The following is a 25,656-nucleotide window of genomic DNA, read 5'->3' on the forward strand; positions in this document are numbered from 1 at the left end:
GAACGGGGCGGCATCGACAGGCACCCGCCTTCGACTGCAATAATGGGAAGAGAGAATGCGCACAAAACCCCTTTTGTCCGGCTTGGCGGCCGTTTTTTTCGCAACCCTTGGCGCGACACAAGCCTTTGCCCAAGACGCTGGTGAGCTTTTGGGCGCGCCAGTCTCCGGGAAAATGGGCTTTCAGCCCGCCGCGACCGAGTTGGCGCGCGATATTCACGGTCTGGATCATATGCTGAACTGGATCATCGGTGCGATTGTGCTTTTCGTTGCGCTTTTGATCCTTTGGGTGATTGTGCGCTACAACACGCGCAGCAACAAAACCCCCGCGACCTTCACCCACCACACTCAAATCGAGGTGGCCTGGACGATTGTGCCGATTTTGATCCTTGTGGTGATCGGGGCCTTCTCGCTTCCGGTTCTGTTCAAGCAACAGGAAATCCCCGAAGGCGACATTTACATCAAAGTGACCGGGTATCAGTGGTACTGGGGCTACGAATATGTGGACGAAGGGTTTGCCTTTGACAGCTACATGATCGGTCAACCGGCCACGGGCGGCGAGTATATGCGCACGCCTGAGGTTGAGCAGATGTTGGTCGATGCGGGTTACACCCCTGATCAGTTCCTCTTGGCAACGGATACACAGGTTGTTGTCCCGGTTGGCAAAACCATCGTCATGGGCGTGACCGGCGCGGATGTGATCCACAGCTGGACCATCCCGGCCTTTGGCGTGAAACAGGATGGCGTGCCGGGTCGTGTGGCTGAACTTTGGTTCAAAGCCGAGAAAACCGGCACTTTCTTTGGTCAGTGTTCCGAGCTTTGCGGCAAAGATCACGCCTTTATGCCGATCACGGTGAAGGTTGTGTCCGAGGAAGACTACGCCACATGGTTGGCGGGCGCGAAAGAAGAATACGCCTCGATCGAGACCGCTCCGAGTGCTGTCAAATTGGCCTTGGCCGAGTAAGCGTCTTTCATGATTTCAGGTGAGGGCGGGTCAACCGCCCCATCTGGCATATAAGTCCCACGCACGAAAACGCCCTGTCCGCACAGACATAGACCCCACAGGCACAGACCCAAAGGGGCAGGTTTGAAACGACAGGGCCAAGGAATAGGTAGACGCGATGACTGACGCGACGATCAATATGGACGACAGCCGCGAGGCCGGGTTTGGCGATTATTTCGCCTTGCTCAAGCCGCGTGTGATGTCTCTCGTCGTGTTCACCGCCTTCGCGGGCATGATCGTCGCGCCCGGGGGCATTCACCCGTTTATCGGCTTTTTCGCTATTCTGTGCATTGCCATTGGCGGCGGCGCGTCCGGCGCGCTGAACATGTGGTATGACGCCGATATTGATCGGGTGATGAAACGCACGCAATCGCGGCCGATCCCGTCGGGAAAAGTCGCCCCCGAAGAGGCGCTGGCGATTGGCCTGACGCTTTCGGCCTTCTCGGTGGTCATGCTGGGGCTTGCGACCAATTGGGTCGCTGCCGGGCTTTTGGCCTTTACGATTTTCTTTTACGCTGTCGTCTACACGATGTGGCTCAAACGTTCGACGCCGCAGAACATCGTGATCGGCGGGGCCGCTGGTGCCTTTCCTCCGATGATCGGCTGGGCGGCTGTGACGGGTGACATCACCCTGCCGTCGGTGTTGATGTTCATGCTGGTGTTCATGTGGACGCCGCCGCATTTCTGGGCTTTGGCGTTGTTCATGAACGCGGATTACGACAAGGCGAAAGTGCCGATGTTGACAGTGACCCATGGCAAACGCGTCACCCGCAATCACATCCTGGCCTATACCGTGCTTTTGGCGCTGACCGCAGGTGCGATGTTCCTCACACCCTTGGCGGGCTGGGCCTATCTGGCGGCTTTCGTCGCGCTCAATGGCTTGTTCCTGAAGGGCGCGATTGTGATTTGGCGTCGCAACGAAGAACAGGCCGAGGCCGATGGTTACAAGGCGGAGCGGGCGTTTTTCAAACTGTCTCTGGCCTATACGTTCCTGCATTTCACCGCATTGATGCTGGACAAAGGGCTTATGGCCGCGGGCCTTGGAGGGCCGTTTTAAGATGGCAATCACCAAACTTCACGAAATTCACACCCGCCGGCGCTCGCGCAATGTTGGGCTTGGGCTGGCCTTGGGCGTATTTGTGATTTTGATGTTGGGGCTGACCGTGGCCAAAGTCACCGTGATCGACCCGGCGATCATGCAACGGGAGATTGCGAAGTAATGGCACTTCAGGGACCGCAAAAAACAGTTGTGCAACTCGTGGGGGTCGTTGCCCTCATGGGGGGGCTGGCTTGGGCGTCCGTGCCGTTTTATAGCTGGTTTTGCGCGGTGACCGGCTTTGGCGGCACCACGGCTGAGGCCTCGACAGGTTCCGATGTGATTCTGGACAAGACGATCAAAATCCGGTTTGACGCCAACACCGACCCGGATATGCCATGGGAATTCAAACCGGTTGAGCGCACGATGGAACTGCGGATTGGCGAAACCGGGCTGGCCTTTTACGAGGCTTATAATCCAACGGATCGTACCATTGGCGGCACCGCGTCCTACAATGTCGCCCCCTTTGAAGCGGGCGGGTTTTTTACCAAAATCGACTGTTTCTGTTTCACAGAACAGGTGCTCAAACCGGGGGAGCGTGTGCTGATGCCCGTGACCTTTTATGTCGATCCCGAAATCACCACAGACCGGGATGCGAAGTTCGTACAACGCATCACCCTGTCTTATACCTTTCACGAAACCGACCTGCCCGACGACTATGCCGCTCTTGAGAGCGACGCAGCCCCGGTCTCAGGTTTGAACTAAGCTCGCATACGGGCAACCACCTCAAGGGAGAGGGACGCACATTATGGCGCATGAAAAGAACCACGATTACCACATCCTGCCGCCGTCGCCGTGGCCGCTCATGGGCGCTGTCGCAGCTTTCACCATGCTGTTTGGCGCCGTTCAGTGGATGGCCAATGACAACCCGTTCATTTTCCTGATCGGCTTTGTCGGCGTTTTGTATGTGATGTGGAGCTGGTGGTCGGACACGATCAAAGAAAACCAAGCGGGCGATCACACTCCGGTGGTCCGCATCGGCCTGCGCTATGGCTTTATCATGTTCATCATGTCCGAAATCATGTTCTTTGCTGCATGGTTCTGGGCGTTTTTCAAACACACGCTCTACCCGATGTCTGAGTATCCGGGCGCGACCTATGTGCCGCCAGAGATCATTCCGATCGACGCGTTTCACCTACCGCTGATCAACACGCTGATCCTGCTGTGCTCTGGTGCCGCTGTGACCTGGGCGCACCACGCTTTGGTGCATGGCAACGTGCGCAAAGACATCATCGCCGGTCTGGCCATCGGTGTCGGTCTTGGCGGCCTGTTCACCGTATTCCAAGCCTATGAATATTATGAGCTTTTCGTACATGAAGGCTATACGTTCGGTGGCGATTTCTTCTTTGGCTCCTTCTTCATGGCGACCGGGTTCCACGGCTTCCATGTCATCATCGGCACGATCTTTCTGACCATCTGTCTGGTGCGGTCGATGAAGGGGCATTTCACCCCCGACGACCACATCGGTTTCGAAGCGGCGGCTTGGTACTGGCACTTTGTGGACGTCGTTTGGCTGTTCCTCTTCGTGGCGGTTTACATCTGGGGCCAATAAATTAGGCACAGATCGGATGAGTATTTTGCTCACGGTAAAGACTTGATAGAAGGGCGCGATATTCGCGCCCTTTTGCGCTGGACCAGTTTTGGAGACGGCATGCTCAAACGAATGATCTTTCCCACCCTGATCGGCGTGATCGGCTGTGGCATCCTGATCTGGCTCGGGACATGGCAATTGGCGCGGATGGAGTGGAAGGCGGGTATTTTGGCGGAAATCACCGCCGAGATCACCGCCGATCCGGTGCCCATGCCCGCCGTGGTGGACCCGTCGATGAAATACCTTCCGGTCACGGCCGAGGGGGTGATTGGCGATGAGGAGTTGCATGTCCTTGTGTCGCGCAAACAGATTGGTGCGGGCTATTTGATCGTAGCACCTTTGACGCTCAAAGAGGGGCGGCGGGTGTTGTTGGATCGTGGCTTTGTGGAAGAGATGGCCAAGGATGCGCCGCGCCCCAAAGGGGCTGTGTCTGTGGTCGGCAACCTGCATTGGCCCGATGATATGAACAGTTCGACGCCGGAGCCGGATCTGGGCCGCAACATCTGGTTTGGCCGCGACATCCCGGCGATGGCGGCGGCTTTGGGCACCGAGCCGATCCTGATTGTCGCGCGCGACAGCACGGGAGAGGGGATCGAGCCGATCCCGGTGGGCATCGAAGGCATCCCCAATGACCATCTGCAATACGCGATCACATGGTTTTCGCTGTGTCTTGTCTGGTTTGGGATGACTCTCTTCCTCTTGTGGCGTATCAGAACCCGAAAAGTTTAAAGTGGCGGACACAATGCGTTATATCTCGACCCGCGGCCAAGCGCCGGTGCTCTCATTTGAACAAGCGATGCTGACGGGGCTGGCCTCCGATGGCGGCCTTTATGTGCCGGAAACCATCCCGACACTCAGCGCGGATGAGATCGCAGGTCTGGCTGGAAAATCCTATGAAGAGGCGGCGTTTATCGTGATGCGGCCCTTCATCGGCGACACGTTCACGGACGCCGAATTCAAAGAGATCATCGCCAAGGCTTACGATGGGTTCAAACATGACGCCCGCGCGCCCTTGGTGCAACTTGGCCCGAACCATTTCCTGTTGGAGTTGTTCCACGGGCCGACCTTGGCGTTCAAAGATTTCGCCATGCAACTGATCGGACAATTGTTCCAAGCCGCCCTGTCGCGCTCTGGCAAACGCGTCACCATCGTTGGCGCGACCTCTGGCGATACCGGGTCGGCGGCGATTGAGGCCTTTAAAGGCTTGTCCAACGTCGATGTGTTCATCTTGTTCCCGCATGGCCGGGTCTCTGACGTGCAGCGCCGGCAAATGACCACGCCGCCCGAGGCCAATGTGCATGCGCTCGCCGTTGAGGGCGATTTCGACGATTGCCAAGCGGCGCTGAAAGAGATGTTTGCGGACATAGAGTTCCGCGATCACGTCAAATTGGCGGCGGTCAATTCGATCAACTGGGCGCGGGTTTTGGCGCAGGTGGTGTATTATTTCACCTCCGCCGTCTCATTGGGCGCGCCGCATCGCGCGGTGTCGTTCACGGTGCCGACCGGCAATTTCGGTGACATTTTTGCGGGCTATATTGCCAAGCGCATGGGCCTTCCGATCAAGGATCTGGTGATCGCCACCAACCAAAACGACATCCTGCACCGCACTATGGTGACGGGTGCCTACACGAAAGAGGGCGTGACCCCTTCGATCAGCCCGTCGATGGACATCCAAGTCAGCTCCAACTTTGAGCGTGCTTTGTTTGACGTCTATGACCGTGAAGGCGCGGCGATTGCGCAATTGATGACGGAACTCAAATCGGGCGAATTCAAAATCTCTCAAGGCGCGATGGATCGCCTGCGCGACACGTTCACCTCTGGACGCGCGTCCGAGGACGAAACCTCCGCCACGATCAGTGCGATGCATGCCCGCACGGGTGAGGTTTTGTGCCCGCACACGGCCGTCGCGGTCAAAGTCGCGGGAGATCACCTCTCGGATGTGCCGATGGTGTCGCTGGCGACCGCCCATCCGGCCAAATTCCCCGCCGCCGTCGAAGCCGCCTGTGGCATCCACCCGGCCTTGCCTGCACATATGGCCGACCTGTTTGAGCGCGACGAGCGCTTTACTGTGGTTGCCAATGACCTAGATGGCCTGAAATCTCTCATTAAGGAGCGTCTCGCTTGAGCCCACGCACCCATACACTGCCCAACGGATTCCGCATTGTGACGGAACTTCAACCCTCGATGCAAAGCGCCTCGATCGGCGTCTGGGTCATGGCCGGTGGGCGGCACGAACGCGTTGAACAAAACGGCATCGCGCATTTCCTTGAACATATGGCCTTCAAGGGCACCGAGCGGCGCACGCCGTTGCAGATCGCCGAAGTGTTGGAAAACGTCGGCGGGTATCTGAACGCCTATACCTCGCGCGAGGTCACGGCCTATTACGCACGGGTGCTCAAAGACGATGTGTCTTTGGCGCTTGATGTGATCGGCGACATCGTTCTCAACCCGATCTTCGATCCGCGTGAGTTGGAAGTCGAACGTGGCGTGATCCTCTCGGAAATCGGTCAGGCGCTTGATACACCTGACGATGTGGTTTTCGATTGGCTGCAAGAGGCGACTTTTCCGAAACAGGCACTTGGCCGCACCATTTTAGGCCCTGCCGAACGGGTGCGTGCCTTTTCGCGCGATGATCTGGCGGGATTTGTCGAAGAACATTACAGCCCCGAGCGGATGGTTCTTTCTGCGGCGGGCAATATTGATCACGACCGGATCGTTGAGGAGGCCACCGAGATTTTCGGCGGGTTGACATCGCATGGCCGCGATCACGCCGATCCGGCGCGGTTTGAGGGCGGTGAATTCCGCAAGGTCAAGAAACTCGAACAGGCGCATTTCACCTTGGCCTTTGAGGGGCCGGGGTATCGCGACGAGGACATCTATATCGCCCAAACCGCGACCACCGCTTTGGGTGGCGGCATGTCTTCGCGTCTGTTCCAGGAACTGCGTGAAAAACGCGGGCTGTGCTATACGATCTATGCGCAATCAGGGGCCTATGCCGACACGGGCATGACCACGATTTATGCGGGCACGTCGGGCGATCAGGTCGGCGAATTGGCCGCACTGACGATTGACGAAATGAAACGCGCCGCCGATGAGATGACCCTGGTTGAGGTCGACCGCGCCCGTGCACAGATCAAAGCGGGACTGTTGATGGGGATGGAAAGCCCATCCTCGCGCGCCGAACGCAATGCGCGGATGATTGGCATCTGGGGCCGGGTGCCTGCGGTGGAAGAAACCGTCAAGCGCATTGATGCGGTGACCTTGGACGGGGTGCGCGATTTCTTGGCAAAGATCGGCACAAGCCGTGCGTCCATGGCGCTCTATGGCCCGGTCAAAGGCGCGCCCGATTTGGCAGACCTGCGTGAAAGGTTCGCCGCCTGATGTTCCAACGCCGACCGAAGGTGAGGATTGACACGGAGCGCCTTGTGCTCCGTTTGCCTTTGCATTCGGATTACCGCGCGTGGGCGGCGCTCAGGGGCGAAAGTGCCGGGTTTTTGCAGCCTTGGGAACCGACCTGGGCCGAGGATCATTTGGCGCGCAAAGCCTTTACCAACAGGGTGTTTTGGGCCGAGCGGTCGTATAAATCGGATGCGGCATTGGCGTTGTTTTTGATCCGGCGTGCAGATCAGGCCTTGGTCGGAGCGCTGACGCTCGACAACATCCGCCGTGGCCCGTCACAAGCGGGCACCATTGGCTATTGGATCGGCGCGCGCTATGCCCGCCAAGGTTATATGAAAGAGGCCATCGCAGGCATGGTGCATCACGCCTTTTCACGGATGGATCTGAGCCGGATCGAGGCGGCATGTTTGCCTGAAAACACCGCCTCGCGCGGGGCTTTGGAAAAGGCCGGGTTCAAATACGAAGGCGTGGCGCAATCCTATCTTCAGATCAACGGGCGCTGGCGCAATCACGTTCTTTATTCGGCACTGCGCCATGATCGGCGTGGGCCAACCACTGTGGGTTTGGCGTAAGCGCGGCCCAAACGGCGTTTGATTTTGGCAGAGGAGCTTGATCCATGACCCAGCCCGCCACTCCCGCGTTTCTGGACCGTCTTGCGGCGGCATTGCCCGCAGGTGCGCTGCGCGCACGCCATCCCGGCGAGTTGGAGGACCCGCGCGGGCGCTATCATGGCCAAGCGGCGGTGATCGCCTGTCCTGGCCGCGTCGAAGAGGTCTCGACCGTGGTGCGGATGTGCCATGAGGCGGGCGTGGGCGTTGTGCCTTCGGGCGGCGGCACCGGGTTGGTCTTGGGGCAGGTGGCCTATGACGGCCCTGCGCCGGTGATCCTGTCCTTGGAGCGGATGACGGCGATCCGCGCGGTCTACGCATCAGAAAACGTGATCATTGCCGAGGCGGGCGCGATCTTGGCCGATGTCCAAGCCGCTGCCGATCAGGTCGGTCGTCTGTTTCCGCTGTCGCTGGCCTCCGAGGGCTCCTGCCGCATCGGTGGCAATCTTGCGACCAATGCGGGCGGGCTGAATGTTCTGCGTTACGGCAATGCGCGTGATTTGTGTTTGGGGCTTGAGGCGGTGATGCCGGACGGGTCGATTTGGCACGGTCTCAAACGCCTGCGCAAAGACAACACGGGCTATGATCTCAGGAACCTGTTGATCGGCGCTGAGGGCACATTGGGCGTGATCACAGCGGCCAGTTTGCGCCTTTTCCCGCGCCCGGATCACGCGGCCGCGGCGGTGTTTGTTGTGTCGTCACCGCAAGCGGCATTGGAGCTTTTGGCCATGGCGCAAGCGATGATTGGCGAAGGCATTTCCGCCTTTGAACTGATGTCCGGCATGGGGTTCGCGTTTCTGTCGGAGACGATGCCCGATCTGCGACAGCCGTTTACATCCCCGCCGGAGTGGTGCGTGTTGATTGATCTGGGTCTGTCCGGGGTCAGTGACCCCAAAGAGCGGCTCTCCGCCCTGTTTGAGGCGGGCAGCGCGGCCGGGCTGGTGAGCGATGGTGTTTTGTCGCAAAACGAGGCCCAGCGTCAGGCCTTTTGGGCGTTGCGCGAAAACATCCCCGAGGCCAATCGGCGCATTGGCTCGATCTCGTCGCATGACATTTCCATCCCGCTGTCGCGCATCCCGGATTTTATCCCGGAAGGCATTGAACGGCTTGGAAAAATCGCTGACATCCGGGTCAATTGTTTTGGCCATTTGGGCGATGGCAACCTGCATTATAATGCCTTCCCGGCCAAGGGGCGCAGCCGCGCCGAGTATGAAAATGTCCGGGGCGCGGTAAAGGCCTGTGTGCATGATCTGGTGGCCGAATATGACGGTTCGATCAGTGCCGAACACGGGATCGGGCGGTTGAAAATGGATGATTTGGAACGCTATGGCGATCCGGTCAAATTGACCATGATGCGGGCAATCAAAGCGGCGCTCGACCCGAAAGGCATCATGAATCCGGGTGCGGTTTTGCGCCAGATCGACGATCAGTTTGAGTAAAAAGCTACGCCCTGACCGGGGGGGGGGTCAGGGCGCGTGTGATCACTCACATGTGGTGCAAACAGCGTCCCGGCTCCTCGGGACAGGGCAATGATTAGGCTTGATTCCTTACCAAACCGTTCACATCCCCTCAAATTGGCACAGGGCATGAATGTCATAGCCTAAGTTTTCCAAAACGGCCCGCCCGCCCAGATCCGGCAGATCGACGATAAAGGCACAGCCGACAATTTCGCCGCCCAGACGTTCGACCAATTTGATCCCCGCCGCCGCCGTGCCGCCCGTCGCCAAGAGATCATCGACCACAAGGATTTTCTCGCCCGGTTGGATCGCGTCGTCATGGATTTCGACAATCGCCTCGCCGTATTCGAGTTTGTATTCCTCGGAAATCACCGTGCCCGGCAGTTTGCCTTTCTTGCGGATCGGCACAAAGCCGATGGAAAGTTGGTGAGCAATCGCGCCGCCCAAAATAAACCCGCGCGCCTCAAGGCCGACGACCTTATCAATCTGCATCCCGACATAGGGCGCAAGCATCTGATCAATCGCCAAACGCATCCCGCGCGGATCGGCAAAGAGCGTGGTGACATCGCGAAACATGATCCCTTCATGCGGAAAATCAACGATGGTGCGGATGTAATCTTTGACGGTTTTCATTGAGATTCCTTTTGCTTACGCGCGTTTGAGCGTGGCGGACAGCGCACCCATCCCGATCAGGGCCGCGCCGCCGGTCCGGGTCAAATTGCGCAACACGCGCGGGCGTTGAATGCGCCCGCGCATCTTATTGGCCAAAAGCGCATAGGCCAGCGCATTGAGCACAGCGAGCCCCACGAAGGTGACGATCAGGGCGGCGAATTGCGGCGCAAGGGCTGTCTCGGGCCGGATGAATTGCGGCACGAAGGCGATGAAAAAGCCGATGGATTTGGGGTTGAGCGCGGTGATCAGGGCGGCATGACCAAACACATGTGTGGCGCTGACCTGATCCATCTGGGTCACATTGCCGAGGCTGGCTTTGGGGGCCGAGCGCAGCATTTTGACGCCAAGATAGAGCAGATACACCGCGCCAACCCATTTTAGCGCAACAAAGGCGGTAGCCGAGGCGGCGACCAGCGCGCCAAGCCCCAAAAGCGAGGCAGTCATGGCGATCAAATCGCCCAAGGCGACGCCCAAAGCGGTGGCGACGGCGACTCGTTTGCCTTGGGTCAGCGCATAGGACAACACCAAAAGGATGGTCGGGCCGGGGATGATCAGCAACACGAAAGAGGCGGCGGCGAAGGCCAGCCAAAGATCAAAACTCATGTCTTATCCTTTCAAAACGCGCCCTGCGACGGTTGAGAGTTTTTCGATCACAGCCGGATCGCGTTTGTCCGGCGCGGTCATGATGGAAAAATCGAGCGCGCGGTCACAGCCGTGTTCGCAGGGCGCGTAGGCCTCGGACAGCAGCGCGGGCAGGGCCGCGACAAGTGCTTTGGCGTGGTGGGTGTTGGCCTTGAGCGTGGCAAAAATCGCGGTGATGTCGACCGCGCCGTGATCCGGGTGCCAACTGTCATAATCGGTGACCATGGCGACGGAGGCGTAGCAGATTTCGGCCTCTCGGGCGAGTTTCGCCTCGGGCATATTGGTCATGCCAATCACGTCACAGCCCCACTCGCGGTACAGTTTGCTTTCGGCCATCGAAGAAAACTGCGGTCCTTCCATGGCGAGATATGTGCCGCCCATGTGGACCGCCACACCTGTGGTGCGCGCCGCCTCATAGGCCAGCCCAGACAGGCGTTCACAGACCGGATGGGCGGCCGACACATGGGCGACGCAGCCGGTGCCAAAGAATGATTTTTCGCGCGCGAATGTCCGGTCAATGAATTGATCGACAATGACAAAATCTCCCGGTGCCATCTCTTCGCGAAAACTCCCCACGGCGGAGACGGACACAAGATCGGTGACGCCGAGTTGTTTCATCGCATCAATATTGGCGCGATAATTCACGGTGCTGGGCGATTGCACATGGCCGCGTCCATGACGGGGCAGAAAGGCCATTTTGACGCCTTCCAAGGTGCCGGTCAAAACCGCATCGGAGGGCGCGCCCCAAGGGGTGTCGATCTGTTGCCATGTGGCTTGTTCCAACCCGTCGATCTCATAGACCCCCGAGCCGCCCATCACACCAATCATTCGCTGCATTGCTGTCTCCTTGCATGGCCAGTTGATGCAAGTTTGCGGCGCAGAAAAAGGGCGCGCAAGGGGCAAAGTCTCCCGCCCGCCATGTGGCAAAGGATAAGACCGCTCAAAGGTCGATCATCCCCCAAAGCCACGCGACAGATCGGGCGGGTTTGAAACCATAGCCACTCACGGAGCGAAAGAGCCAGTCGAGTGCAATCAACGCCCGGATCACGCCGCCGTCAAACAGGTACATCCACTCATTATGGGAATAGGTACGGTTTCAAGTGGGCGTCTCGACCCGCTGCACCCAGACCGATTGATACCACAATTCTGCGGGCGCTTGTGATTCCATAAAGGCGATGTCGTAGGCGTCACGACCGACCGAGATGATCGCCATGTCATCGGCGTGGCACATGCCCGTGGCGTCGACCAAATGCCACGCGCCACTGAGCCAGACTTCGGCAACGGCGTGGAAATCTTGTGGCGTGACATAGGGGCTATAGGTGGCGACCATGCGGGCGGGGATTTGGGCGGCGCGGACCATCGAACACATCAGATGGGCGTAATCACGGCACACGCCTTGGCGTCCGGCGAAGGTTTCCAACACATTGGTGTCGGTATCGGAGCTTCCGGGGACATAGGACAGGTTGGTTTCGATCCAATCGCGGATCGCGGCCACCTTTTGCCCACCGGAAAGCCCGCCAAAGCGTTTGCTCACAAAACTGACGAATTTATCCGACTGGCAATAGCGCGAGGGCCGCAGGTAGGGCACGACCTCGCTCGGCAACATATGCCAGGGTGCGGCCACAAGCCCATCAAGGGCGACGCGCGGGCGGGTGATGTCCAACAGCGCACTGTAATTGAGCAACATCTCATAGCCTGGAATGCGCGCAAACACCCGCTCCCCCACATTCGAATCCCCGACGATCCGGTTGACCTCAGCATCGCCAATCAACAGGCTTTCATAGGCGATCTCCTGGCCCGGCGCATGAGCCGCCTCAAGCGCCAAAAACACCGTGTTCGGGTTTGGAAAGCGGTAGGTCATCGCGACGTCGATTTGAATGCGCATTCCGTATCCTATGGGTGTGGCTGAATAAGTACAAAGCTGACAGGGGTGGGGAGAAGCTGCCCCCTCTCTTTCTGCCGTATCTGGTCTTGGATCGGCTTTCAACGAGAGTCAGAGGTCCGTGGTCTCGGCCCGTTGGAAGACGCGTCATTTTCACAAAACGGTTGCGTTGAGGATGCCGCTTGACCGTTTGATAGGCTAACCCGGAAGCGTCACGATGATCGCGCTCTTGCTGGTCGCCACGACCGTGTGTTCGTATTGTACGACGGGGGCGCTTGGGGTGCTGTAAAGGGTCCAACCATCCTCGCCTTGGTCGGCCCAAAGCCCACCTGTGGACAGAAACGGTTCGACGGTAAGCACAAGCCCTTTGCGGATGCGGCGCTTGTCGTTTCGGGTCGGCCAAGTGGCAATTTCCTCAGGGTCTTCGTGCAGCGCCCGGCCCACGCCATGGCTGGCGAGATTGCGGATCAGCGTATAGCCCCGCGCCTGTGCAAAGCGGCCAATGGCAGTGCCGATGCCCGCCAAGGGTTTGTCTGCGCCCACCTGTGCGATCCCGATCTGCATCGCGCGTTTGCCATCGCGGCACAGGCGGTCCAGTTTGGGCGATCCAGTTTTGGACGACAGGGGGGCAAGCCGATGGGTCGCGCCGGTGTCGGCAAAATAGCCATTTTTGGAGGCCGACACATCAATATTGACCAGATCGCCGGGGGCGATCACCCGGTCTCCTGGGATGCCATGGGCGATTTCTTCGTTCACGCTGATGCAGGTGGTGCCCGGAAACCCATATGTGGTGCGCGGCGCAGACATCGCACCTTCGCGTTCAAGACATGCGCTGCCGATGTCATCGAGTTCGCGCGTTGTCATACCGGGTTCCATCGCTTTCGACATGGCTTGCAATGTGTTGGCGACAATCCGGCCGATGTCTTTTACCCCGTCCAACTCGTCTTGCTGGGTGATCGTCATGCTGGGCGTGTCCTTCTATTGACGCGCTATTGACGCGGTGTGTGTCCGGGCAGGCGCATCTGTTTTGCATGGGCGCGCCTCTCAGTCATGCATTCAATCATTCGGTCGAGTCAATTCAAACACCGTGGTCACCTCGGCATAATCGCGGTAGCCAAGGCGCGACAACATCCGGGCTTTGATCACGTCAAACCGCCCGTCCACCACGCAGTCCGGGCGGATGTGGATGGCGACGACCATGCCAAAGACGACATGGTTGTCCTTGCCGTCGAGTTGCACAATCTGGGTCATTTTACATTCGAGTGCGGCGGGTGCGTCTTCGACCCGCGAACAGGCGATGTCGCGACAGGGCGCGCGTAGGGCCCCGGAATGGGTGAATTCGTCCTCATCAAACGCCAAGGATTCGGAGGAGGCATTCATCACGGAGATTTGCGCCGCACTCACCAGATTGACGCAAAACTCTCCGGTCTCGCGAATGTTGCGGATGCTGTCTTTGCTGCCGACCGAGGCAAACATCACCTGCGGCGGGACATAGGCGACGGCATTGAAAAACGAGTAGGGTGCAAGGTTTTCAACGCCCGTGGCCGAACGCGACGAGATCCAGCCGATTGGGCGCGGCGACACGATGGCGTTGAACGGATTATGCGGCAGGTCGTGGCCCTCGGTCGGTCGATAAAACATCTTGGCGCTGTCCTCTTCTTCGCGTTGCCCCTCATCTAGCGCCGTGTTAAAGCCTTTTCAATTCACTTGAGGCAGGGGTTCCTTGAAAAGGCCCGCGACATCAGGCTGTTGCACGGCGTTTTACGAAAATCACTGGGGTCGATTTTCGTAAAACGCTTTCGCAGGATTTCGAGCCAAAATCCGGGCGCATTGCGGGTTCGGCCAAAGAAGGACAGGGGCAGGGGCAGGCGTGTATCAGCTCGAAGTTGAAACGGCGGATGATTACTGGGAGGTTGAGAACCTCTATGACACCTGTTTCGCGCCTGGGCGCGAACTGTTGTCCTCCTACCGATTGCGGGATGGCGTTGAAAAAGTATCCGATCTTTGCCTCGTGGCGCGCGATCCCGATGGGGTTTTGGCCGCGGTGATCCGGTTTTGGCCGATCCGGGTGGGCGCGGGCGAAGATCGCGCTTTGCTGTTGGGGCCCGTGGCGGTTCACCCGACGCGGCAAGGCGAGGGTTTGGGCGGATTGTTGATCACCGAAGCCATGGCCGAGGCGGTCAAACTGGGCTGGGAGCGGGTGCTTTTGGTGGGGGATGAACCCTATTATGGCCGCTTTGGTTTTGAAAAACTGGACCATGTCGAAATGCCGCCGCCGACCAACCCGGATCGGGTTTTGGGCGTGGCATTGCGGCCCGGCGCATGGGATCATGTGTCCGGTCTGGTGCATAAAGACGATTGAGCGCCCATCTGGGACTTGGCAAAGCTGGCGAGTCCCCCCAATTATCATACATGAAACAAAAAACACCCGCCCTGACCGACGGTGATAACGTCGTGTTGCAAGCTCCGACCCCGGAGACCATTCGCGCCCTTGCGCGTCGGCTCAAACGTGCCAACACGCCGGGGATGCAGCTTTTGAACCTCGTAGGCGGTACGGCGGACGGGTTGTTTGGCAAATTGCCAAAACCTGTGCGCGCACATCTTGAAACGGCAACCCTTTCGGCGCTTGAACTGGCCTTTGATGGCGCGGCGCGCGGGCGGCGCACGGTGAAGGGCAGCGCGTGGATGTCGCGGGCTGTGACCTCCGGTTTGGGCGCAGCGGGTGGGGCGGGCGGATTGCCAACGGCCCTGGCCGAATTGCCGGTGACCACGACCGTGCTTCTTCACGCCATTCAAAATGTGGCGGAAGAATACGGGTTTGACCCCGAGCGAGAGGACATCCGTAAGGCCTGCATCCAAGTGTTTGCCGCTGCCGGACCTTTGGAAAGCGATGATGGTGCCGATCTTGGGTTTTTGGCAACGCGCACGACCTTGACTGGCGCGACATTGAACGGGATCATCGCGCGTGTTGCGCCGCGCCTGTCTTTGGTGCTGGGACAAAAACTCGCGGCGCAAACCGTGCCGATTTTGGGCGCTGTTGCCGGGGCGGCAACCAATTACGCCTATACCGCCTATTATCAGGACATGGCCCATGTCAGCTTTGGCATGTTGCGTTTGGCCGAGGACAGCGATCAGAGTTTTGATCAGCTCAAAGAGCTGTTGCGGGCCGAAATGAAGCGTTAACTCATAAATTTAAGCAATCATGCCTTGGTTGGCGAGATGGGCGATCAAATCTGCGCGCACCGATTGCGCGCCGCGTGCGGCAGCTTGGTCGATCACGGCGGTCACCTCACCGAGATCAAGCCGACGCAACACGGATTTCACCGGACCAATTGAGGCTGGGCGCATCGAAAGTGTGCGCACGCCCATGGCGGTCAGCGCGATGGCCTCAAGCGGACGCCCGGCATCTTCACCACAAAAGGACACTGGCGTCCCAAATCGGTCACAGCGGGCGACGATTTGGCGGATGAAGCTGAGGAAGGAATAATTCAGCGTGTCATAGCGCTTGCGGACCCGTTCGTTTTCACGATCTGCGGCAAAAAAGAACTGTTTCAGGTCATTGCCGCCGATGGAAATAAAGTCGGTTTCCTCGAAAAACCGATCCGGGGCAAAGGCCAGCGAAGGCGTTTCCAACATCGCGCCGACTTTGATCGCACAGGGCGGGACGTGGCCGAGTTTCGCCTCGCTTTCCAGAACTTCCATCAGGATTGCACGGGCTTGGCGGAATTCTTCGAACTGGGCCACGAAAGGGAACATAACGGTCAGCGGGCGGCCTGCGGCGGCGCGTGTCAGGGCCTGAAGCTGCATCCGCATGACGCCACGTTTGTCCAACCCAACCCGGATCGCACGCCAGCCCATCGCCGGGTTCGGCTCGTCTTGCGGCTTCATATAGGGCAGCACTTTATCGGAGCCGATGTCGAGAGTGCGAAACACCACGGGCTTGCCGCGCGCGGCGTCCATGACTTGCGCGTAGATCGTTGCCAACTCGCCCCGACGCGGGACTTTGTTGCGGATCAGGAATTGTAATTCGGTGCGAAACAGCCCCACGCCCTCGGCGCCAGAGGTGGCCAGAGACGGCAGATCGGCCATCAGCCCCGCGTTCATATGCATGGCGATGGTTTTGCCACAGGCGGTTTCGGCCGGCAGGCCCACGAGACCAGCATAGCGTTTTTGTGCCTCGGCCTGCATCGCGATTTTGTCGCGAAAGGCAAGGGTGACAGTGTCGTCGGGCCGCAGGTGTGCGATGCCTTGATCGCCATCAATCAGGATCGCATTGCCGTTCAACGCCTCGGTGGTGATGCCCTCGGCATGGATCACCAAAGGGATCGCCCAGGCGCGCGCCACCACGGCGGCATGGGAGCCAACGGAGCCCTGTTCCAACACGATGCCCTTGAGGTTCTTGCCATAATCCAACAACTCGCCGGGGCCGATGTTGCGGGCCACGAGGATCGGGTTCTCGGGCATTTCCGCCCCGGTCTCTGACCCCTGTCCGGTCAGAATGCGCAGCAATCGATTGGACAGATCATCCAGATCATGCAGCCGCTCTCGCATATAGGGGTCGGGGGCGGTGGTCAAACGACCCCGCGCGGTGGATTGTTCTTTTTCAACGGCGGCCTCGGCAGAGAGGCCACGGTCGATATCCTCTTCCATCCGGCGCATCCAGCCGCGCGAATTGGCGAACATCCGGTAGGCCTCAAGCACCTCGCGCTGGTCTTTTTCCGCCGGTTCCACGGTGGCGAGCATCCCGTCCACCGAGAGGCGCAGCGTGTCGATCGCGGCTTTGAGCCGGACTTTTTCGGCCTCGGGATCGTCGGCCACCGGGTTGGTCACAACGACGCGCGGTTCGTGCAGATAGACATTGCCCTCGGCCACGCCCTCTTGACCTGTTGCGCCCTTGAACATCACCGGGTGTTGATGCAGCGCGGCCATGCCGCCTTCTTCGGAAATGAATGCGCCGAGTTCGGTCATCTCGGCCAGAACCATGGCGACCACTTCAAGCGCATAGATTTCATCGCCGGAAAATTCACGCGCTTCCTTTGATTGAACCACCAGGACGCCTAAGATTTCACCCAGACGTTGGATTGGCAGACCAAGGAAAGAGGAATAAATCTCCTCGCCGGTCTCGGGCATATAGCGAAAGCCGCGCTCAGAGGGGGCGTCGGCGGTGTTGACGATGCGGCGGGTCCGCGCGACACGGCCGACAAGCCCTTCACCGACGCGCATCCGGGTTTTGTGGACGGCTTCGGCCTTGAGACCTTCGGTGGCGCAGAGTTCAAGCGTGTCAGAATCGCGAAACAGGTAGATCGAACAGACTTCGGTATACATGCTGTCGGCGATCAGATGGGTGATGCGGTCCAGGCGGGTTTGGCCAGCACTGCTTTCAGCAAGCGTGTCGCGCAGCCGACCAAGCAATTTCCGGCTCTCAGATTCCAGATGTTGGGGCATGTCCCGCCGTTCCCTTCGCGCCTGTTTTCAGCGTCTCATGTTTAGAGCACAGACGTGGCGCTTGCCCAGAGGAAATCAACCTTAAGAGTGGTCGTGAGCAAAGAATTGCGCGGAAAAAGTGCAGAAAAATCTGAGCCTTGATGCTGCATGCGCAGAAAGATGACGGGTCATTTGCCGCGGCGGGCCTGTCATTTTTCTCTGGTAAATCCGTGCCCCGAGGTGATTTCGATCCCTGTCGCCACCGCATTGACCGTCTCTACGGATCTCAGCCCCAAGATCGGGGGCGGGGTGATTTTCTCCGAAGTGGACCATGTCGGAAAAGTGACACAGCAGGGACCGAAGCCGCGATCCGAGGTGGACCTCCTGCCCATGCTGGCCGATGTGCTGGCTGACTGTGCTGGCCGACTGTCAGGACGTGACCACGACATGCGACCATGACGGTGCGCCCGGTCACGTCGGGTGGCGGTCAACAAAGGGGGGGCGAATGCGGGCCAAAGTGGTGACCCAAGGCCAAGGCGTCTGGCAGCAGGGCAAGGACAGGCCGCTGTCAGACATATCAATGTTGCGGGCGTTCCGCCATAAACCCGTGAGTCAGGTTTATGGCGGAATGCTTTAGGCCTTTAGGCTTTGTCGAGTTCGAACGCGTCGTGCAGGGCCTGAACCGCCAATTCAGTGTATTTGCGGTCGATCAGCACGGAGATTTTGATCTCGGAGGTGGCAATGACCTTGATGTTGATGCCCTCGTCCGAGAGCACTTTGAACATCTTGGCGGCCACACCGGATTGCGAGCGCATCCCAATGCCAACGAGCGAGATTTTCGCAACGGTTGTGTCGGAAATCAGCTCTTCAAAATTGAAATCCCCGCGCTCTTTGGCGGCATCCAGCGCGGCTTTCGCGCGGGCCACCTGATCCACCGGGCAGGAGAAGGTCATATCGGTACGACCGTCTTCGGAGATGTTTTGGATGATCATGTCGACGTTGACACCGCTTTCGGCCAAAGGCCCGAAAATGGCGGCGGCGATGCCGGGACGGTCAGCAACCGACACGAGGGTCATTTTGGCTTCTTCGCGGGAGGCGGCGACGCCGGCCACAGGTTTGTTTTCCACGATATCCTCCTCGGCACAGATCAAAGTGCCAGCATTGGGGTCATATTCCTCGAACGAGGACAGCACACGCAGTTTGACGTTAAAGCGCATCGCCAATTCGACAGAGCGGGTTTGCAACACTTTCGCACCAAGCGACGCCAGTTCAAGCATCTCCTCAAAGGCGATTTTCTCGAGCTTGCGGGCTTTGCTTTCGATCCGCGGATCGGTTGTGTAAACACCGTCCACGTCGGTGTAGATGTCACACCGCTCCGCGTCAAAAGCGGCGGCAAAGGCGACGGCGGTGGTGTCAGATCCCCCCCGGCCCAGCGTGGTGATCCGGCCCTCATGCGAGAGACCTTGAAAACCCGCGACAACCGCGACTTTCATGCCTTCGCCGAATTTGGCCAGGATATTGTCGGTCGGGATCTCTTCGATCCGCGCCGCGCCATGGGCGGAATTGGTCTTGAGCGGCACTTGCCAGCCCTGCCAGGAGCGCGCGGGCACATCCATCTCTTGCAAGGTCAAAGCCATCAGCCCCGCCGTCACGTTCTCACCCGAGGACACCACGGCGTCATATTCGCGCGCGTCGTACATCGGCGAGGTTTCATTGACGAAGCCCACGAGTTTGTTGGTTTCGCCCGACATGGCAGAGACAATGACGATCACGTCATAGCCATTGGCAACCTCACGCCCCACGCGCTTTGCGGCGCGGCGGATGCGGTCAAGCGTGGCGACGGATGTTCCGCCGAATTTCATCACGAGAATTGGCATGATGTGCCCCGTTCCCCCGTTAAATTTAACCACGTCGTCCTAAGAGACCTTGGGCGAAAGCGCAAGAGCGGCGCGTGCTGGTATGTGAGTATTTTTACAGCAATGAAGCAGCGGGTGCGGCACTTAATAGGCGTGCGCGCGGCCATCCCATGTTTCGAAACAGCCGGTTGTGGTCAAAGACAGGGCCGCAAACCGATCTGAAAGGCCTTTTGCGGATTGCTCCGCGCTGATTTCAGCCTCCGTGCCGCCCATATCGGTTTGCACCCAGCCGGGGTGATAAATGCCGACCGCGATGCCGTCAGATTTGAGATCGGTGGCAAGATTGCGCCCAAGGTTCAGTGCGGCGGCTTTGCTGGCGCGGTAGATATAAGAACCGCCCGGCGCGCGGGTGTGCGAAGCCATTTGCGAGGAAATAATGGCGATCTTACCGCCTGTCTTATCGTGGGTGGGTTTGAGGGCAGGCAGGAAGGCCTGAACCGTCAGAAACACGCCGGTGACGTTGACGGCAAATTCTGTCGCCCACATCTCGCTTGGGTATCCGTCGGCAAGCGACTGATCTTTGTCCAAGTACAGCCCGGCGTTGCAGACCAAGAGATCGATGGCCCGACCGGATAGGGATTTTGCCAAGGCAGCGGGGCCATTCGGGTCCAACAGGTCGAGCGGGCGCAATCCGTTGCCGCCCTTGGTCGACGTGCCGATGACCTCATAGCCCCGTGCCGTCAGCTCCTGCGCCATCGTGGCACCGATGCCGCGCGACGCGCCGGTGATCAGAGCGGTTGGGGATTTGGCTGTCATGTCAGTCAGTTCATCTTGCGTTTGGACAGGAAGGGCAGGGGCAAAATCGGCACACCGTCTTCGAGCAATGCTTTGGTGTCCTCAAAGTTTGCCTCGCCGTAAATCGCGCGCGCCGGGGCGTTGCCAGCATGCATTTTGCGGGCCTCATCGGCGAATTCGACGCCGACATAATCGGAATTCTGTTCCACTTCAGCACGCAGCCGCGCCATGGCGCGTTCAATTTGCTCAGGCGCGGGCTGATCCGGCGCGAGGGGGCTGGTGTGTGAGGTGATTTGAGCGGGGGCCGGGTCTGGCTGGGCCGAGGGCGTGTCCCCGGTGACACGCGTGGTGCTTACGGTTGGGGCCATCATCGCCTTGGCGACCTTTTCCGAGCCACAGATCGGACAGCTCACCTGCGCCTGTGCGCAGAGCGCGTCAAAGGCGTCAGCCGAACGAAACCAGCTTTCGAACTGATGGTCTTGGTCGCATTTGAGCATGTATCGGATCATAGGGGGGCGATCATAGGGAAAGGGTCGGGTTCAAACATATCGCCCGTCTCCGGGCTTGGCAATCATGTGGGGCATTGCGCCAAAAACTCAAGGCACTGACAGCGCGACGATCAGAGGCGATAGTGACGCGGATCGAAATGGCGGATGATCTGAGCCAGTTCCGGGTCATCAACCATCGCCACGGCCTTTTTGAGGGTCACCCATTTGCGCTTACGTTGATCGGCTTCGGGATATTTGTCAAACACCCAGCGCGCTTTGAGTGGAAAGACGGCAACGACACAGGGCATCGGGGGCTGTCCATCGCGCGGATATTTCAGGTAGGAATACAGCCCAATGCAAATCGGCGCAGGGCGGCCTTTTATGCCCGCCTCTTCCCAGGCTTCGGTGGCGGCGGCCTGAACCGGGGTTTGACCATCCATCGGCCAGCCTTTTGGGATGATCCAGCGCTTGCGACGGCGCGATTTGATCAGCAAAACCTGCACCTTGTCTTTGCGATAGCGCCACACCAATGCCCCAAATTGGGTGCGCACACTGTCTTTGGTGCTGCGCCCGAGTTTGACCGGATGCTGTCTGGCTCTGATCATCGACATAGGTCCGTGGTTCTCCTGCCCCTTGCTGAGTGCAACAGACCCTCCCAAGCCCAATCACACCCCAACGTAGACGAGCAGTACCAAAGCCACATGACACTCGGAAAGAAAAATCGCATCTCAAAGATATGAGCCGCAAAAAACGCTTATCGCAATGCTTGTAATTTGGGCACATCGGCCAAAGCGGCCCAAAACGCCTCTTGCTGAGCGGCGGCCCCGCGCAAAGGCGCAAGTGCTGCATGGGCGGCCTCTGCCATGGTTGCCGTTTGGGGCGGGTCATTCATCAGCGCACGCACAGCCTCGGCCAAAGAGGCCGCATCGGTGATTTCAATTGCCGCCCCCGCCGTGTCCAAAGCCCGGTAAGCCGACATATGGTTTGAGACAAAGGGGCCATGCAGGATGGCAGTGCCGCATTGGGCCGGTTCAAACGGGGTGTGACCGCCGAGATTGATCAAAGAGCCACCAATGAAGCTGATGCTACACAGCCCGTACCACAATGGCATTTCTCCCAAACTATCCGCCAGATAGACGGGCGCATCGCCAAGGGTATCGCCTTTCGAGCGGCGGGCAAAGGCAAACCCGGCGCGGGTCAATTCGGTTGCGATACTGTCGGCACGCGCCGGGTGACGCGGCGCTAAAATCAGCCGCGCATGCGGGTGGGTTTGGCGCAGGTCATGAAAGGCCTCAAGCACGGGGCGCTCTTCGCCCGGATGGGTCGAAGCGGCCAAAACCGTGGTGGCGCGGTCAAACTGCGCCGCAATGGGGTCGGCGTTTTTGAGCGGCGAGATGTCAATGTCGACCGTACTTTTGAGGTTCATTTTGGGCAAAAGGGCTGCGGGCGGCAGGCCCAGCTGTAACAGGCGCTGTTCCGAGGCGGTGTCTTGGGCGGCAAGGCGGGTGATGGCGGCGATGGTGGGGCGGATGACGCCGCCAAAAATCGGCGTCATTTTTTCCCAACGCTGGGCGGAGCGATCCGACATGCGCGCCCCTGCCACAATCACCGGGATGGCGTTTCGCGCCAATAGGGCAAAGCGATTGGGCCAAATTTCGTTTTCGATCGACACGAGGGCTGCGGGTTGTGTCGCGCGGATGAAGCGGCGCAACACCGGGCGCAGATCGAAAGGGGCGAGCCGGACGGTGACGCGCGGCAAGGCCCAGTCGCGGACCATTTTACGTGCTGTGACGGTGTTGGTCGTGACCAGAATCTCAAGGCCAGGGGCGCGGCGCAGGGCCTCTTCGATGAGGGCGCGCGCACCGGTGAGTTCGCCATTTGAGGCCCCGTGGACCCATAGCTTTGGCGCGCAGGACGTCGGGCGGGTGGACAGATCCGCCCCAAAGCGTTCGGTCAAATCCGACAGGCGTTCGCGACCACGCAGCAGTTGGCGCAGCATGAGCAGCGCGAAAAGCGGGCTGAGCGCGGTCAGAAGAAGGCGATAGATCAGCAAAAAGCCCCCGATGGCAATGGGTTTGGTCGATGCGATTGGTTCGCTCCGGCTTACGCGGGAGGCGCAGAGTTGGCAAGCGCGTTGGCAATCGCGTTGCAATCGGGACCTGTCTCGCACAGGCCCGAGGATTGGCTGGCTTGAGGATTGGCAGGCTTGAGGAATGGCAGGCGTGAGAACTGTCCGGGGTAAAGCGCGCCCCTAAGCAAAATCAGGGGCGCGGGATAGTGAGTGCGCTTACTGCGCCACGCAATCGGCAAAGTAATGCGACACGCCGTCTGGGCCGATCTCATGCACCAGACCATGAATGTCGGTTTCAAACCCTGGACATTCGCGCGCGAATTCGCGGTTGAATTTCAGGTAATCAACGATCTTTTTGTTGAACACCTCGCCCGGAACCAAAAGCGGAATGCCGGGCGGGTAGGGGGTGACCAGGCTGGTGGTGATGCGGCCTTCGAGATCGTCAATCGGCACGCGTTGCGTGGTGCGTTGGGCGATATGGGCGAAGGCATCAGAGGGCGTCATCGCCGGGGTGTGATCGCTCAGATAGATGTCGGTGGACAGGATCGCCACGTCATATTTGGCGTAAAGCGTGTGCACATGTTGGCACAGATCGCGCAGGCCCATTTGTTCATAGCGCGGATGCTTGGCGCAAAATTCCGGCATCGTGCGCCACAGGGGTTGGTTGCGGTCATAGTCGTCTTTGAACTGTTGAAGCGCCGCCAACAGCGTGTTCCAACGGCCTTTGGTGATGCCGATGGTGAACAGGATGAAGAAGCTGTAAAGCCCGGTTTTTTCAACAACCACCCCATGTTCGGCCAAGTATTTTGACACGATTGAGGCCGGGATTCCGGTGTCTTCAAACCGCCCATCCAAATTCAGGCCGGGGGTGATCAGCGTGGCTTTGATCGGGTCGAGCATGTTGAAACCCGGTGCCATATCGCCAAAGCCATGCCATGCGTCTTTGCCGTCCACCGGTTGAACGCCATCGGCGTCGGTTCGTTTGAGCACCCAATCCTTGGTCGCGCCCATGCCCTCGTCGCCGATCTCATCGGGGCCCCAGACCTCAAACCACCAGTCGCCCTCACCGAACTCGGCGTCGACCTTGCGCATGGCGCGGCGGAAATCAAGCGCCTCAAGGATGCTTTCCTCCACCAAAGCGGTGCCTCCCGGAGGTTCCATCATCGCCGCCGCCACATCGCAGGACGCGATGATCGAATATTGCGGACTGGTCGAGGTGTGCATCAAATAGGCTTCGTTAAACAGGTGCCGATCCAGTTTGGTATCAAGCGAGTCCTGCACCAAAACCTGACTGGCTTGCGAAATGCCCGCCAGCAATTTGTGAATGGATTGCGTGGCATAGGTCACGGAATGCTGGTTGCGTTCGCGTTTGCGGCCCATTGCGTGATAGGTGCTGTAAAACGGGTGAAAGGCGGCGTGGGGCAACCAGGCCTCATCGAAATGCAGGTTCTCGACATAGCCATCGAGCAGGCCTTTGATGGTCTCGGTGTTGTACAACACGCCATCATAGGTGGACTGGGTCAGTGTCATGATCCGGGGTTTGACCGCATCGGCATCAACGCCCGCAAGCAACGGGTTGGCGCGGATTTTGGCCTTGATCGCTTCGGGTTCAAATTCGGATTGCGGGATCGGACCGATGATGCCGTAATGGTTGCGCGTGGGTTTCAAAAACACCGGAATGGCCCCGGTCATGATGATCGAATGCAGGATGGATTTGTGGCAATTGCGGTCGACCACAACCACGTCGCCGGGGGCCACGGTGTGATGCCAGACCATTTTATTCGAGGTCGAGGTGCCATTGGTGACGAAAAAGCAATGATCGGCGTTGAAAATGCGCGCGGCGTTGCGTTCAGACGCGCCAATCGCCCCGTTGTGGTCCAAGAGCTGACCAAGTTCCTCAACCGCGTTGCACACATCCGCGCGCAGCATGTTTTCGCCGTAGAACTGGTGATACATCTGGCCGATGGGCGATTTCAAAAACGCCACGCCGCCGGAATGTCCCGGGCAGTGCCATGAGTATGACCCGTCTTCGGCATAGTCCAACAGCGCCTTGAAAAACGGCGGCTGGATGCCTTCGAGGTACTGTTTCGCCTCGCGGATGATGTGGCGGGCAACGAATTCCGGCGTGTCTTCAAAGGCGTGAATGAAACCGTGCAATTCGCGCAGGATGTCATTGGGCAGATGGCGCGAGGTTTTGGTTTCGCCATAAACGTAAATCGGCACATCGGCGTTTTTCCACCGCACTTCCTCGATGAAATTGCGCAGGTTCAACACCGCCGGATCAAGATCGGGACCGGGGCTGAACTCTTCGTCATCAATCGACAACAAAAACGCGCTGGCGCGCGATTGTTGTTGGGCGAATTGTGACAGATCACCGTAGCTGGTGACGCCCAAGACCTCAAATCCCTCGCTTTCAATCGCCGTCGCCAAGGCGCGGATGCCAAGGCCGGAGGTGTTTTCGGATCGAAAGTCCTCATCAATAATGACGATGGGAAACCTGAATTTCATGACATTCTCCTATCGGGGCATTCGATGATATTTTGATCAAACGAATAAGGGGTTTGCCCCGGATTTTTGTGCGCGGTTGCGCCGGACTATGGTGCGATTTGCACGGCTATGTCCAGACGCCGTCATCAACGCAGAAGTGTTGTTGTGCGGGTGCTGGAGGGCGGGGG

General features: G+C 58.9%; 27 protein-coding genes. 13 read left to right on the top strand and 14 right to left on the bottom strand.

Going from position 1 to position 25,656, the window contains the following annotated elements; genetic code table 11:
- Nucleotides 1-55 precede the first annotated feature (55 nt).
- The 10 genes from coxB (at nucleotide 56) to BLT54_RS04205 (ending at nucleotide 9,133) form a co-directional block, all read left to right on the top strand.
- Nucleotides 56-961: a cytochrome c oxidase subunit II gene (coxB, locus tag BLT54_RS04165; RefSeq protein WP_074641550.1), complete on the top strand. Its 906-nt coding sequence runs from the start codon at nucleotides 56-58 to the stop codon at nucleotides 959-961.
- 157 nt (nucleotides 962-1,118) lie between these two features.
- Nucleotides 1,119-2,057, top strand: a complete 939-nt coding sequence (gene cyoE / locus BLT54_RS04170; RefSeq protein WP_074641552.1) for a heme o synthase — start codon at nucleotides 1,119-1,121, stop codon at nucleotides 2,055-2,057.
- A 1-nt stretch (nucleotide 2,058) separates the two neighbouring features.
- The gene (locus BLT54_RS22110) at nucleotides 2,059-2,220 is read left to right on the top strand and encodes a hypothetical protein (RefSeq protein WP_009571098.1); all 162 of its coding nucleotides are present in this window, start codon (nucleotides 2,059-2,061) and stop codon (nucleotides 2,218-2,220) included.
- Nucleotides 2,220-2,801 (top strand): cytochrome c oxidase assembly protein, encoded by a 582-nt coding sequence (locus BLT54_RS04175; RefSeq protein ID WP_074641555.1) that lies wholly within the window; start codon nucleotides 2,220-2,222, stop codon nucleotides 2,799-2,801. Before BLT54_RS22110 ends, BLT54_RS04175 begins: the two co-directional genes overlap by 1 nt.
- Before the next feature lie 43 nt (nucleotides 2,802-2,844).
- Nucleotides 2,845-3,648 (top strand): cytochrome c oxidase subunit 3, encoded by an 804-nt coding sequence (locus tag BLT54_RS04180; protein WP_074641557.1) that lies wholly within the window; start codon nucleotides 2,845-2,847, stop codon nucleotides 3,646-3,648.
- 99 nt (nucleotides 3,649-3,747) lie between these two features.
- Nucleotides 3,748-4,416, top strand: coding sequence for an SURF1 family protein (locus BLT54_RS04185; RefSeq protein WP_074642388.1), 669 nt, complete (start codon nucleotides 3,748-3,750; stop codon nucleotides 4,414-4,416).
- A gap of 13 nt (nucleotides 4,417-4,429) precedes the next feature.
- On the top strand, nucleotides 4,430-5,812 hold the full coding sequence (gene thrC / locus BLT54_RS04190; protein WP_074641560.1) for a threonine synthase: 1,383 nt from the start codon (nucleotides 4,430-4,432) through the stop codon (nucleotides 5,810-5,812).
- Entirely contained in the window at nucleotides 5,809-7,068 is a 1,260-nt protein-coding gene (locus BLT54_RS04195; protein WP_074641562.1) for a M16 family metallopeptidase, read from the top strand. The genes thrC and BLT54_RS04195 overlap by 4 nt, the downstream gene beginning before the upstream one ends.
- On the top strand, nucleotides 7,068-7,658 hold the full coding sequence (locus BLT54_RS04200) for a GNAT family N-acetyltransferase (protein ID WP_074641564.1): 591 nt from the start codon (nucleotides 7,068-7,070) through the stop codon (nucleotides 7,656-7,658). The genes BLT54_RS04195 and BLT54_RS04200 overlap by 1 nt, the downstream gene beginning before the upstream one ends.
- Nucleotides 7,659-7,702: 44 nt before the next feature.
- Nucleotides 7,703-9,133, top strand: a complete 1,431-nt coding sequence (locus BLT54_RS04205) for an FAD-binding oxidoreductase (protein WP_074641566.1) — start codon at nucleotides 7,703-7,705, stop codon at nucleotides 9,131-9,133.
- Nucleotides 9,134-9,253: 120 nt separating this feature from the next.
- Here BLT54_RS04205 and BLT54_RS04210 read toward each other — a convergent pair whose 3' ends face one another.
- The 7 genes from BLT54_RS04210 to BLT54_RS04235 all read right to left on the bottom strand — a co-directional run bounded on the left by BLT54_RS04210 (nucleotide 9,254) and on the right by BLT54_RS04235 (nucleotide 13,988).
- A complete protein-coding gene (locus tag BLT54_RS04210; RefSeq protein ID WP_425429325.1) occupies nucleotides 9,254-9,784 on the bottom strand; it encodes an adenine phosphoribosyltransferase in 531 nt (176 codons plus the stop codon).
- 15 nt (nucleotides 9,785-9,799) lie between these two features.
- Nucleotides 9,800-10,426 (bottom strand): LysE family translocator, encoded by a 627-nt coding sequence (locus tag BLT54_RS04215; RefSeq protein WP_074641570.1) that lies wholly within the window; start codon nucleotides 10,424-10,426, stop codon nucleotides 9,800-9,802.
- Nucleotides 10,427-10,429: 3 nt separating this feature from the next.
- A complete protein-coding gene (locus BLT54_RS04220; protein ID WP_074641573.1) occupies nucleotides 10,430-11,302 on the bottom strand; it encodes an S-methyl-5'-thioadenosine phosphorylase in 873 nt (290 codons plus the stop codon).
- A 103-nt stretch (nucleotides 11,303-11,405) separates the two neighbouring features.
- Nucleotides 11,406-11,534 (bottom strand): hypothetical protein, encoded by a 129-nt coding sequence (locus BLT54_RS23010; RefSeq protein WP_281241868.1) that lies wholly within the window; start codon nucleotides 11,532-11,534, stop codon nucleotides 11,406-11,408.
- Nucleotides 11,535-11,561: 27 nt separating this feature from the next.
- The gene (locus BLT54_RS04225; protein ID WP_074641575.1) at nucleotides 11,562-12,350 is read right to left on the bottom strand and encodes a transglutaminase-like domain-containing protein; all 789 of its coding nucleotides are present in this window, start codon (nucleotides 12,348-12,350) and stop codon (nucleotides 11,562-11,564) included.
- 195 nt (nucleotides 12,351-12,545) lie between these two features.
- Nucleotides 12,546-13,310, bottom strand: coding sequence for a type I methionyl aminopeptidase (map, locus tag BLT54_RS04230; RefSeq protein ID WP_074641577.1), 765 nt, complete (start codon nucleotides 13,308-13,310; stop codon nucleotides 12,546-12,548).
- Nucleotides 13,311-13,403: 93 nt separating this feature from the next.
- Entirely contained in the window at nucleotides 13,404-13,988 is a 585-nt protein-coding gene (locus BLT54_RS04235; protein WP_074641579.1) for a flavin reductase family protein, read from the bottom strand.
- A gap of 229 nt (nucleotides 13,989-14,217) precedes the next feature.
- Between BLT54_RS04235 and BLT54_RS04240 the strand changes: the two genes are divergently transcribed.
- Both BLT54_RS04240 and BLT54_RS04245 read left to right on the top strand, forming a co-directional pair.
- Complete coding sequence (locus BLT54_RS04240) at nucleotides 14,218-14,709, top strand: GNAT family N-acetyltransferase (RefSeq protein ID WP_074641581.1); 492 nt, start codon at nucleotides 14,218-14,220, stop codon at nucleotides 14,707-14,709.
- A gap of 50 nt (nucleotides 14,710-14,759) precedes the next feature.
- Nucleotides 14,760-15,530: an EcsC family protein gene (locus tag BLT54_RS04245; protein ID WP_176832824.1), complete on the top strand. Its 771-nt coding sequence runs from the start codon at nucleotides 14,760-14,762 to the stop codon at nucleotides 15,528-15,530.
- A gap of 9 nt (nucleotides 15,531-15,539) precedes the next feature.
- On the opposite strand, the gene ptsP is transcribed toward BLT54_RS04245, so the two are convergent.
- A complete protein-coding gene (gene ptsP / locus BLT54_RS04250) occupies nucleotides 15,540-17,792 on the bottom strand; it encodes a phosphoenolpyruvate--protein phosphotransferase (protein ID WP_074641583.1) in 2,253 nt (750 codons plus the stop codon).
- 159 nt (nucleotides 17,793-17,951) lie between these two features.
- On the opposite strand from ptsP, the gene BLT54_RS04255 reads away from it, so the two are divergent.
- Nucleotides 17,952-18,230 carry a hypothetical protein gene (locus BLT54_RS04255; RefSeq protein WP_143026740.1) on the top strand — a complete coding sequence of 93 codons (279 nt, stop codon included), beginning with the start codon at nucleotides 17,952-17,954 and terminating at the stop codon, nucleotides 18,228-18,230.
- A gap of 182 nt (nucleotides 18,231-18,412) precedes the next feature.
- On the opposite strand, the gene BLT54_RS04260 is transcribed toward BLT54_RS04255, so the two are convergent.
- The 6 genes from BLT54_RS04260 to BLT54_RS04285 all read right to left on the bottom strand — a co-directional run bounded on the left by BLT54_RS04260 (nucleotide 18,413) and on the right by BLT54_RS04285 (nucleotide 25,489).
- Nucleotides 18,413-19,648: an aspartate kinase gene (locus BLT54_RS04260; protein ID WP_074641587.1), complete on the bottom strand. Its 1,236-nt coding sequence runs from the start codon at nucleotides 19,646-19,648 to the stop codon at nucleotides 18,413-18,415.
- A 123-nt stretch (nucleotides 19,649-19,771) separates the two neighbouring features.
- Nucleotides 19,772-20,443 carry an SDR family NAD(P)-dependent oxidoreductase gene (locus tag BLT54_RS04265; protein WP_074641589.1) on the bottom strand — a complete coding sequence of 224 codons (672 nt, stop codon included), beginning with the start codon at nucleotides 20,441-20,443 and terminating at the stop codon, nucleotides 19,772-19,774.
- 5 nt (nucleotides 20,444-20,448) lie between these two features.
- On the bottom strand, nucleotides 20,449-20,931 hold the full coding sequence (locus BLT54_RS04270; protein ID WP_074641592.1) for a DUF1178 family protein: 483 nt from the start codon (nucleotides 20,929-20,931) through the stop codon (nucleotides 20,449-20,451).
- 110 nt (nucleotides 20,932-21,041) lie between these two features.
- Nucleotides 21,042-21,521: an NUDIX hydrolase gene (locus tag BLT54_RS04275; RefSeq protein ID WP_074641595.1), complete on the bottom strand. Its 480-nt coding sequence runs from the start codon at nucleotides 21,519-21,521 to the stop codon at nucleotides 21,042-21,044.
- A gap of 143 nt (nucleotides 21,522-21,664) precedes the next feature.
- Nucleotides 21,665-22,963 (bottom strand): 3-deoxy-D-manno-octulosonic acid transferase, encoded by a 1,299-nt coding sequence (locus BLT54_RS04280; RefSeq protein WP_143026741.1) that lies wholly within the window; start codon nucleotides 22,961-22,963, stop codon nucleotides 21,665-21,667.
- 234 nt (nucleotides 22,964-23,197) lie between these two features.
- A complete protein-coding gene (locus BLT54_RS04285; protein WP_074641597.1) occupies nucleotides 23,198-25,489 on the bottom strand; it encodes an arginine/lysine/ornithine decarboxylase in 2,292 nt (763 codons plus the stop codon).
- Nucleotides 25,490-25,656 lie beyond the last annotated feature (167 nt).

The sequence above is a fragment of the Celeribacter baekdonensis genome, assembly GCF_900102315.1.
GTDB classification, from domain to species: domain Bacteria; phylum Pseudomonadota; class Alphaproteobacteria; order Rhodobacterales; family Rhodobacteraceae; genus Celeribacter; species Celeribacter baekdonensis.

Excerpts from the sequence above, each read along its gene's own strand:
- BLT54_RS04185 (WP_074642388.1), top strand. The coding sequence starts at position 3,748 with ATGCTCAAACGAATGATCTTTCCCACCCTGATCGGCGTGATCGGCTGT.
- BLT54_RS04205 (WP_074641566.1), top strand. The coding sequence starts at position 7,703 with ATGACCCAGCCCGCCACTCCCGCGTTTCTGGACCGTCTTGCGGCGGCA.
- thrC (WP_074641560.1), top strand. The coding sequence starts at position 4,430 with ATGCGTTATATCTCGACCCGCGGCCAAGCGCCGGTGCTCTCATTTGAA.
- BLT54_RS04175 (WP_074641555.1), top strand. The coding sequence starts at position 2,220 with ATGGCACTTCAGGGACCGCAAAAAACAGTTGTGCAACTCGTGGGGGTC.
- BLT54_RS23010 (WP_281241868.1), bottom strand. The coding sequence starts at position 11,534 with ATGTACCTGTTTGACGGCGGCGTGATCCGGGCGTTGATTGCACTCGAC.
- BLT54_RS04245 (WP_176832824.1), top strand. The coding sequence starts at position 14,760 with ATGAAACAAAAAACACCCGCCCTGACCGACGGTGATAACGTCGTGTTG.
- BLT54_RS04275 (WP_074641595.1), bottom strand. The coding sequence starts at position 21,521 with ATGTCGATGATCAGAGCCAGACAGCATCCGGTCAAACTCGGGCGCAGC.
- BLT54_RS04225 (WP_074641575.1), bottom strand. The coding sequence starts at position 12,350 with ATGCGCATTCAAATCGACGTCGCGATGACCTACCGCTTTCCAAACCCG.
- ptsP (WP_074641583.1), bottom strand. The coding sequence starts at position 17,792 with ATGCCCCAACATCTGGAATCTGAGAGCCGGAAATTGCTTGGTCGGCTG.
- BLT54_RS22110 (WP_009571098.1), top strand. The coding sequence starts at position 2,059 with ATGGCAATCACCAAACTTCACGAAATTCACACCCGCCGGCGCTCGCGC.
- BLT54_RS04210 (WP_425429325.1), bottom strand. The coding sequence starts at position 9,784 with ATGAAAACCGTCAAAGATTACATCCGCACCATCGTTGATTTTCCGCAT.
- BLT54_RS04200 (WP_074641564.1), top strand. The coding sequence starts at position 7,068 with ATGTTCCAACGCCGACCGAAGGTGAGGATTGACACGGAGCGCCTTGTG.
- BLT54_RS04260 (WP_074641587.1), bottom strand. The coding sequence starts at position 19,648 with ATGCCAATTCTCGTGATGAAATTCGGCGGAACATCCGTCGCCACGCTT.
- BLT54_RS04265 (WP_074641589.1), bottom strand. The coding sequence starts at position 20,443 with ATGACAGCCAAATCCCCAACCGCTCTGATCACCGGCGCGTCGCGCGGC.
- BLT54_RS04285 (WP_074641597.1), bottom strand. The coding sequence starts at position 25,489 with ATGAAATTCAGGTTTCCCATCGTCATTATTGATGAGGACTTTCGATCC.
- BLT54_RS04220 (WP_074641573.1), bottom strand. The coding sequence starts at position 11,302 with ATGCAGCGAATGATTGGTGTGATGGGCGGCTCGGGGGTCTATGAGATC.
- BLT54_RS04180 (WP_074641557.1), top strand. The coding sequence starts at position 2,845 with ATGGCGCATGAAAAGAACCACGATTACCACATCCTGCCGCCGTCGCCG.
- map (WP_074641577.1), bottom strand. The coding sequence starts at position 13,310 with ATGACGATCACCCAGCAAGACGAGTTGGACGGGGTAAAAGACATCGGC.
- BLT54_RS04255 (WP_143026740.1), top strand. The coding sequence starts at position 17,952 with ATGACGGGTCATTTGCCGCGGCGGGCCTGTCATTTTTCTCTGGTAAAT.
- cyoE (WP_074641552.1), top strand. The coding sequence starts at position 1,119 with ATGACTGACGCGACGATCAATATGGACGACAGCCGCGAGGCCGGGTTT.
- BLT54_RS04215 (WP_074641570.1), bottom strand. The coding sequence starts at position 10,426 with ATGAGTTTTGATCTTTGGCTGGCCTTCGCCGCCGCCTCTTTCGTGTTG.
- BLT54_RS04270 (WP_074641592.1), bottom strand. The coding sequence starts at position 20,931 with ATGATCCGATACATGCTCAAATGCGACCAAGACCATCAGTTCGAAAGC.
- BLT54_RS04235 (WP_074641579.1), bottom strand. The coding sequence starts at position 13,988 with ATGTTTTATCGACCGACCGAGGGCCACGACCTGCCGCATAATCCGTTC.
- coxB (WP_074641550.1), top strand. The coding sequence starts at position 56 with ATGCGCACAAAACCCCTTTTGTCCGGCTTGGCGGCCGTTTTTTTCGCA.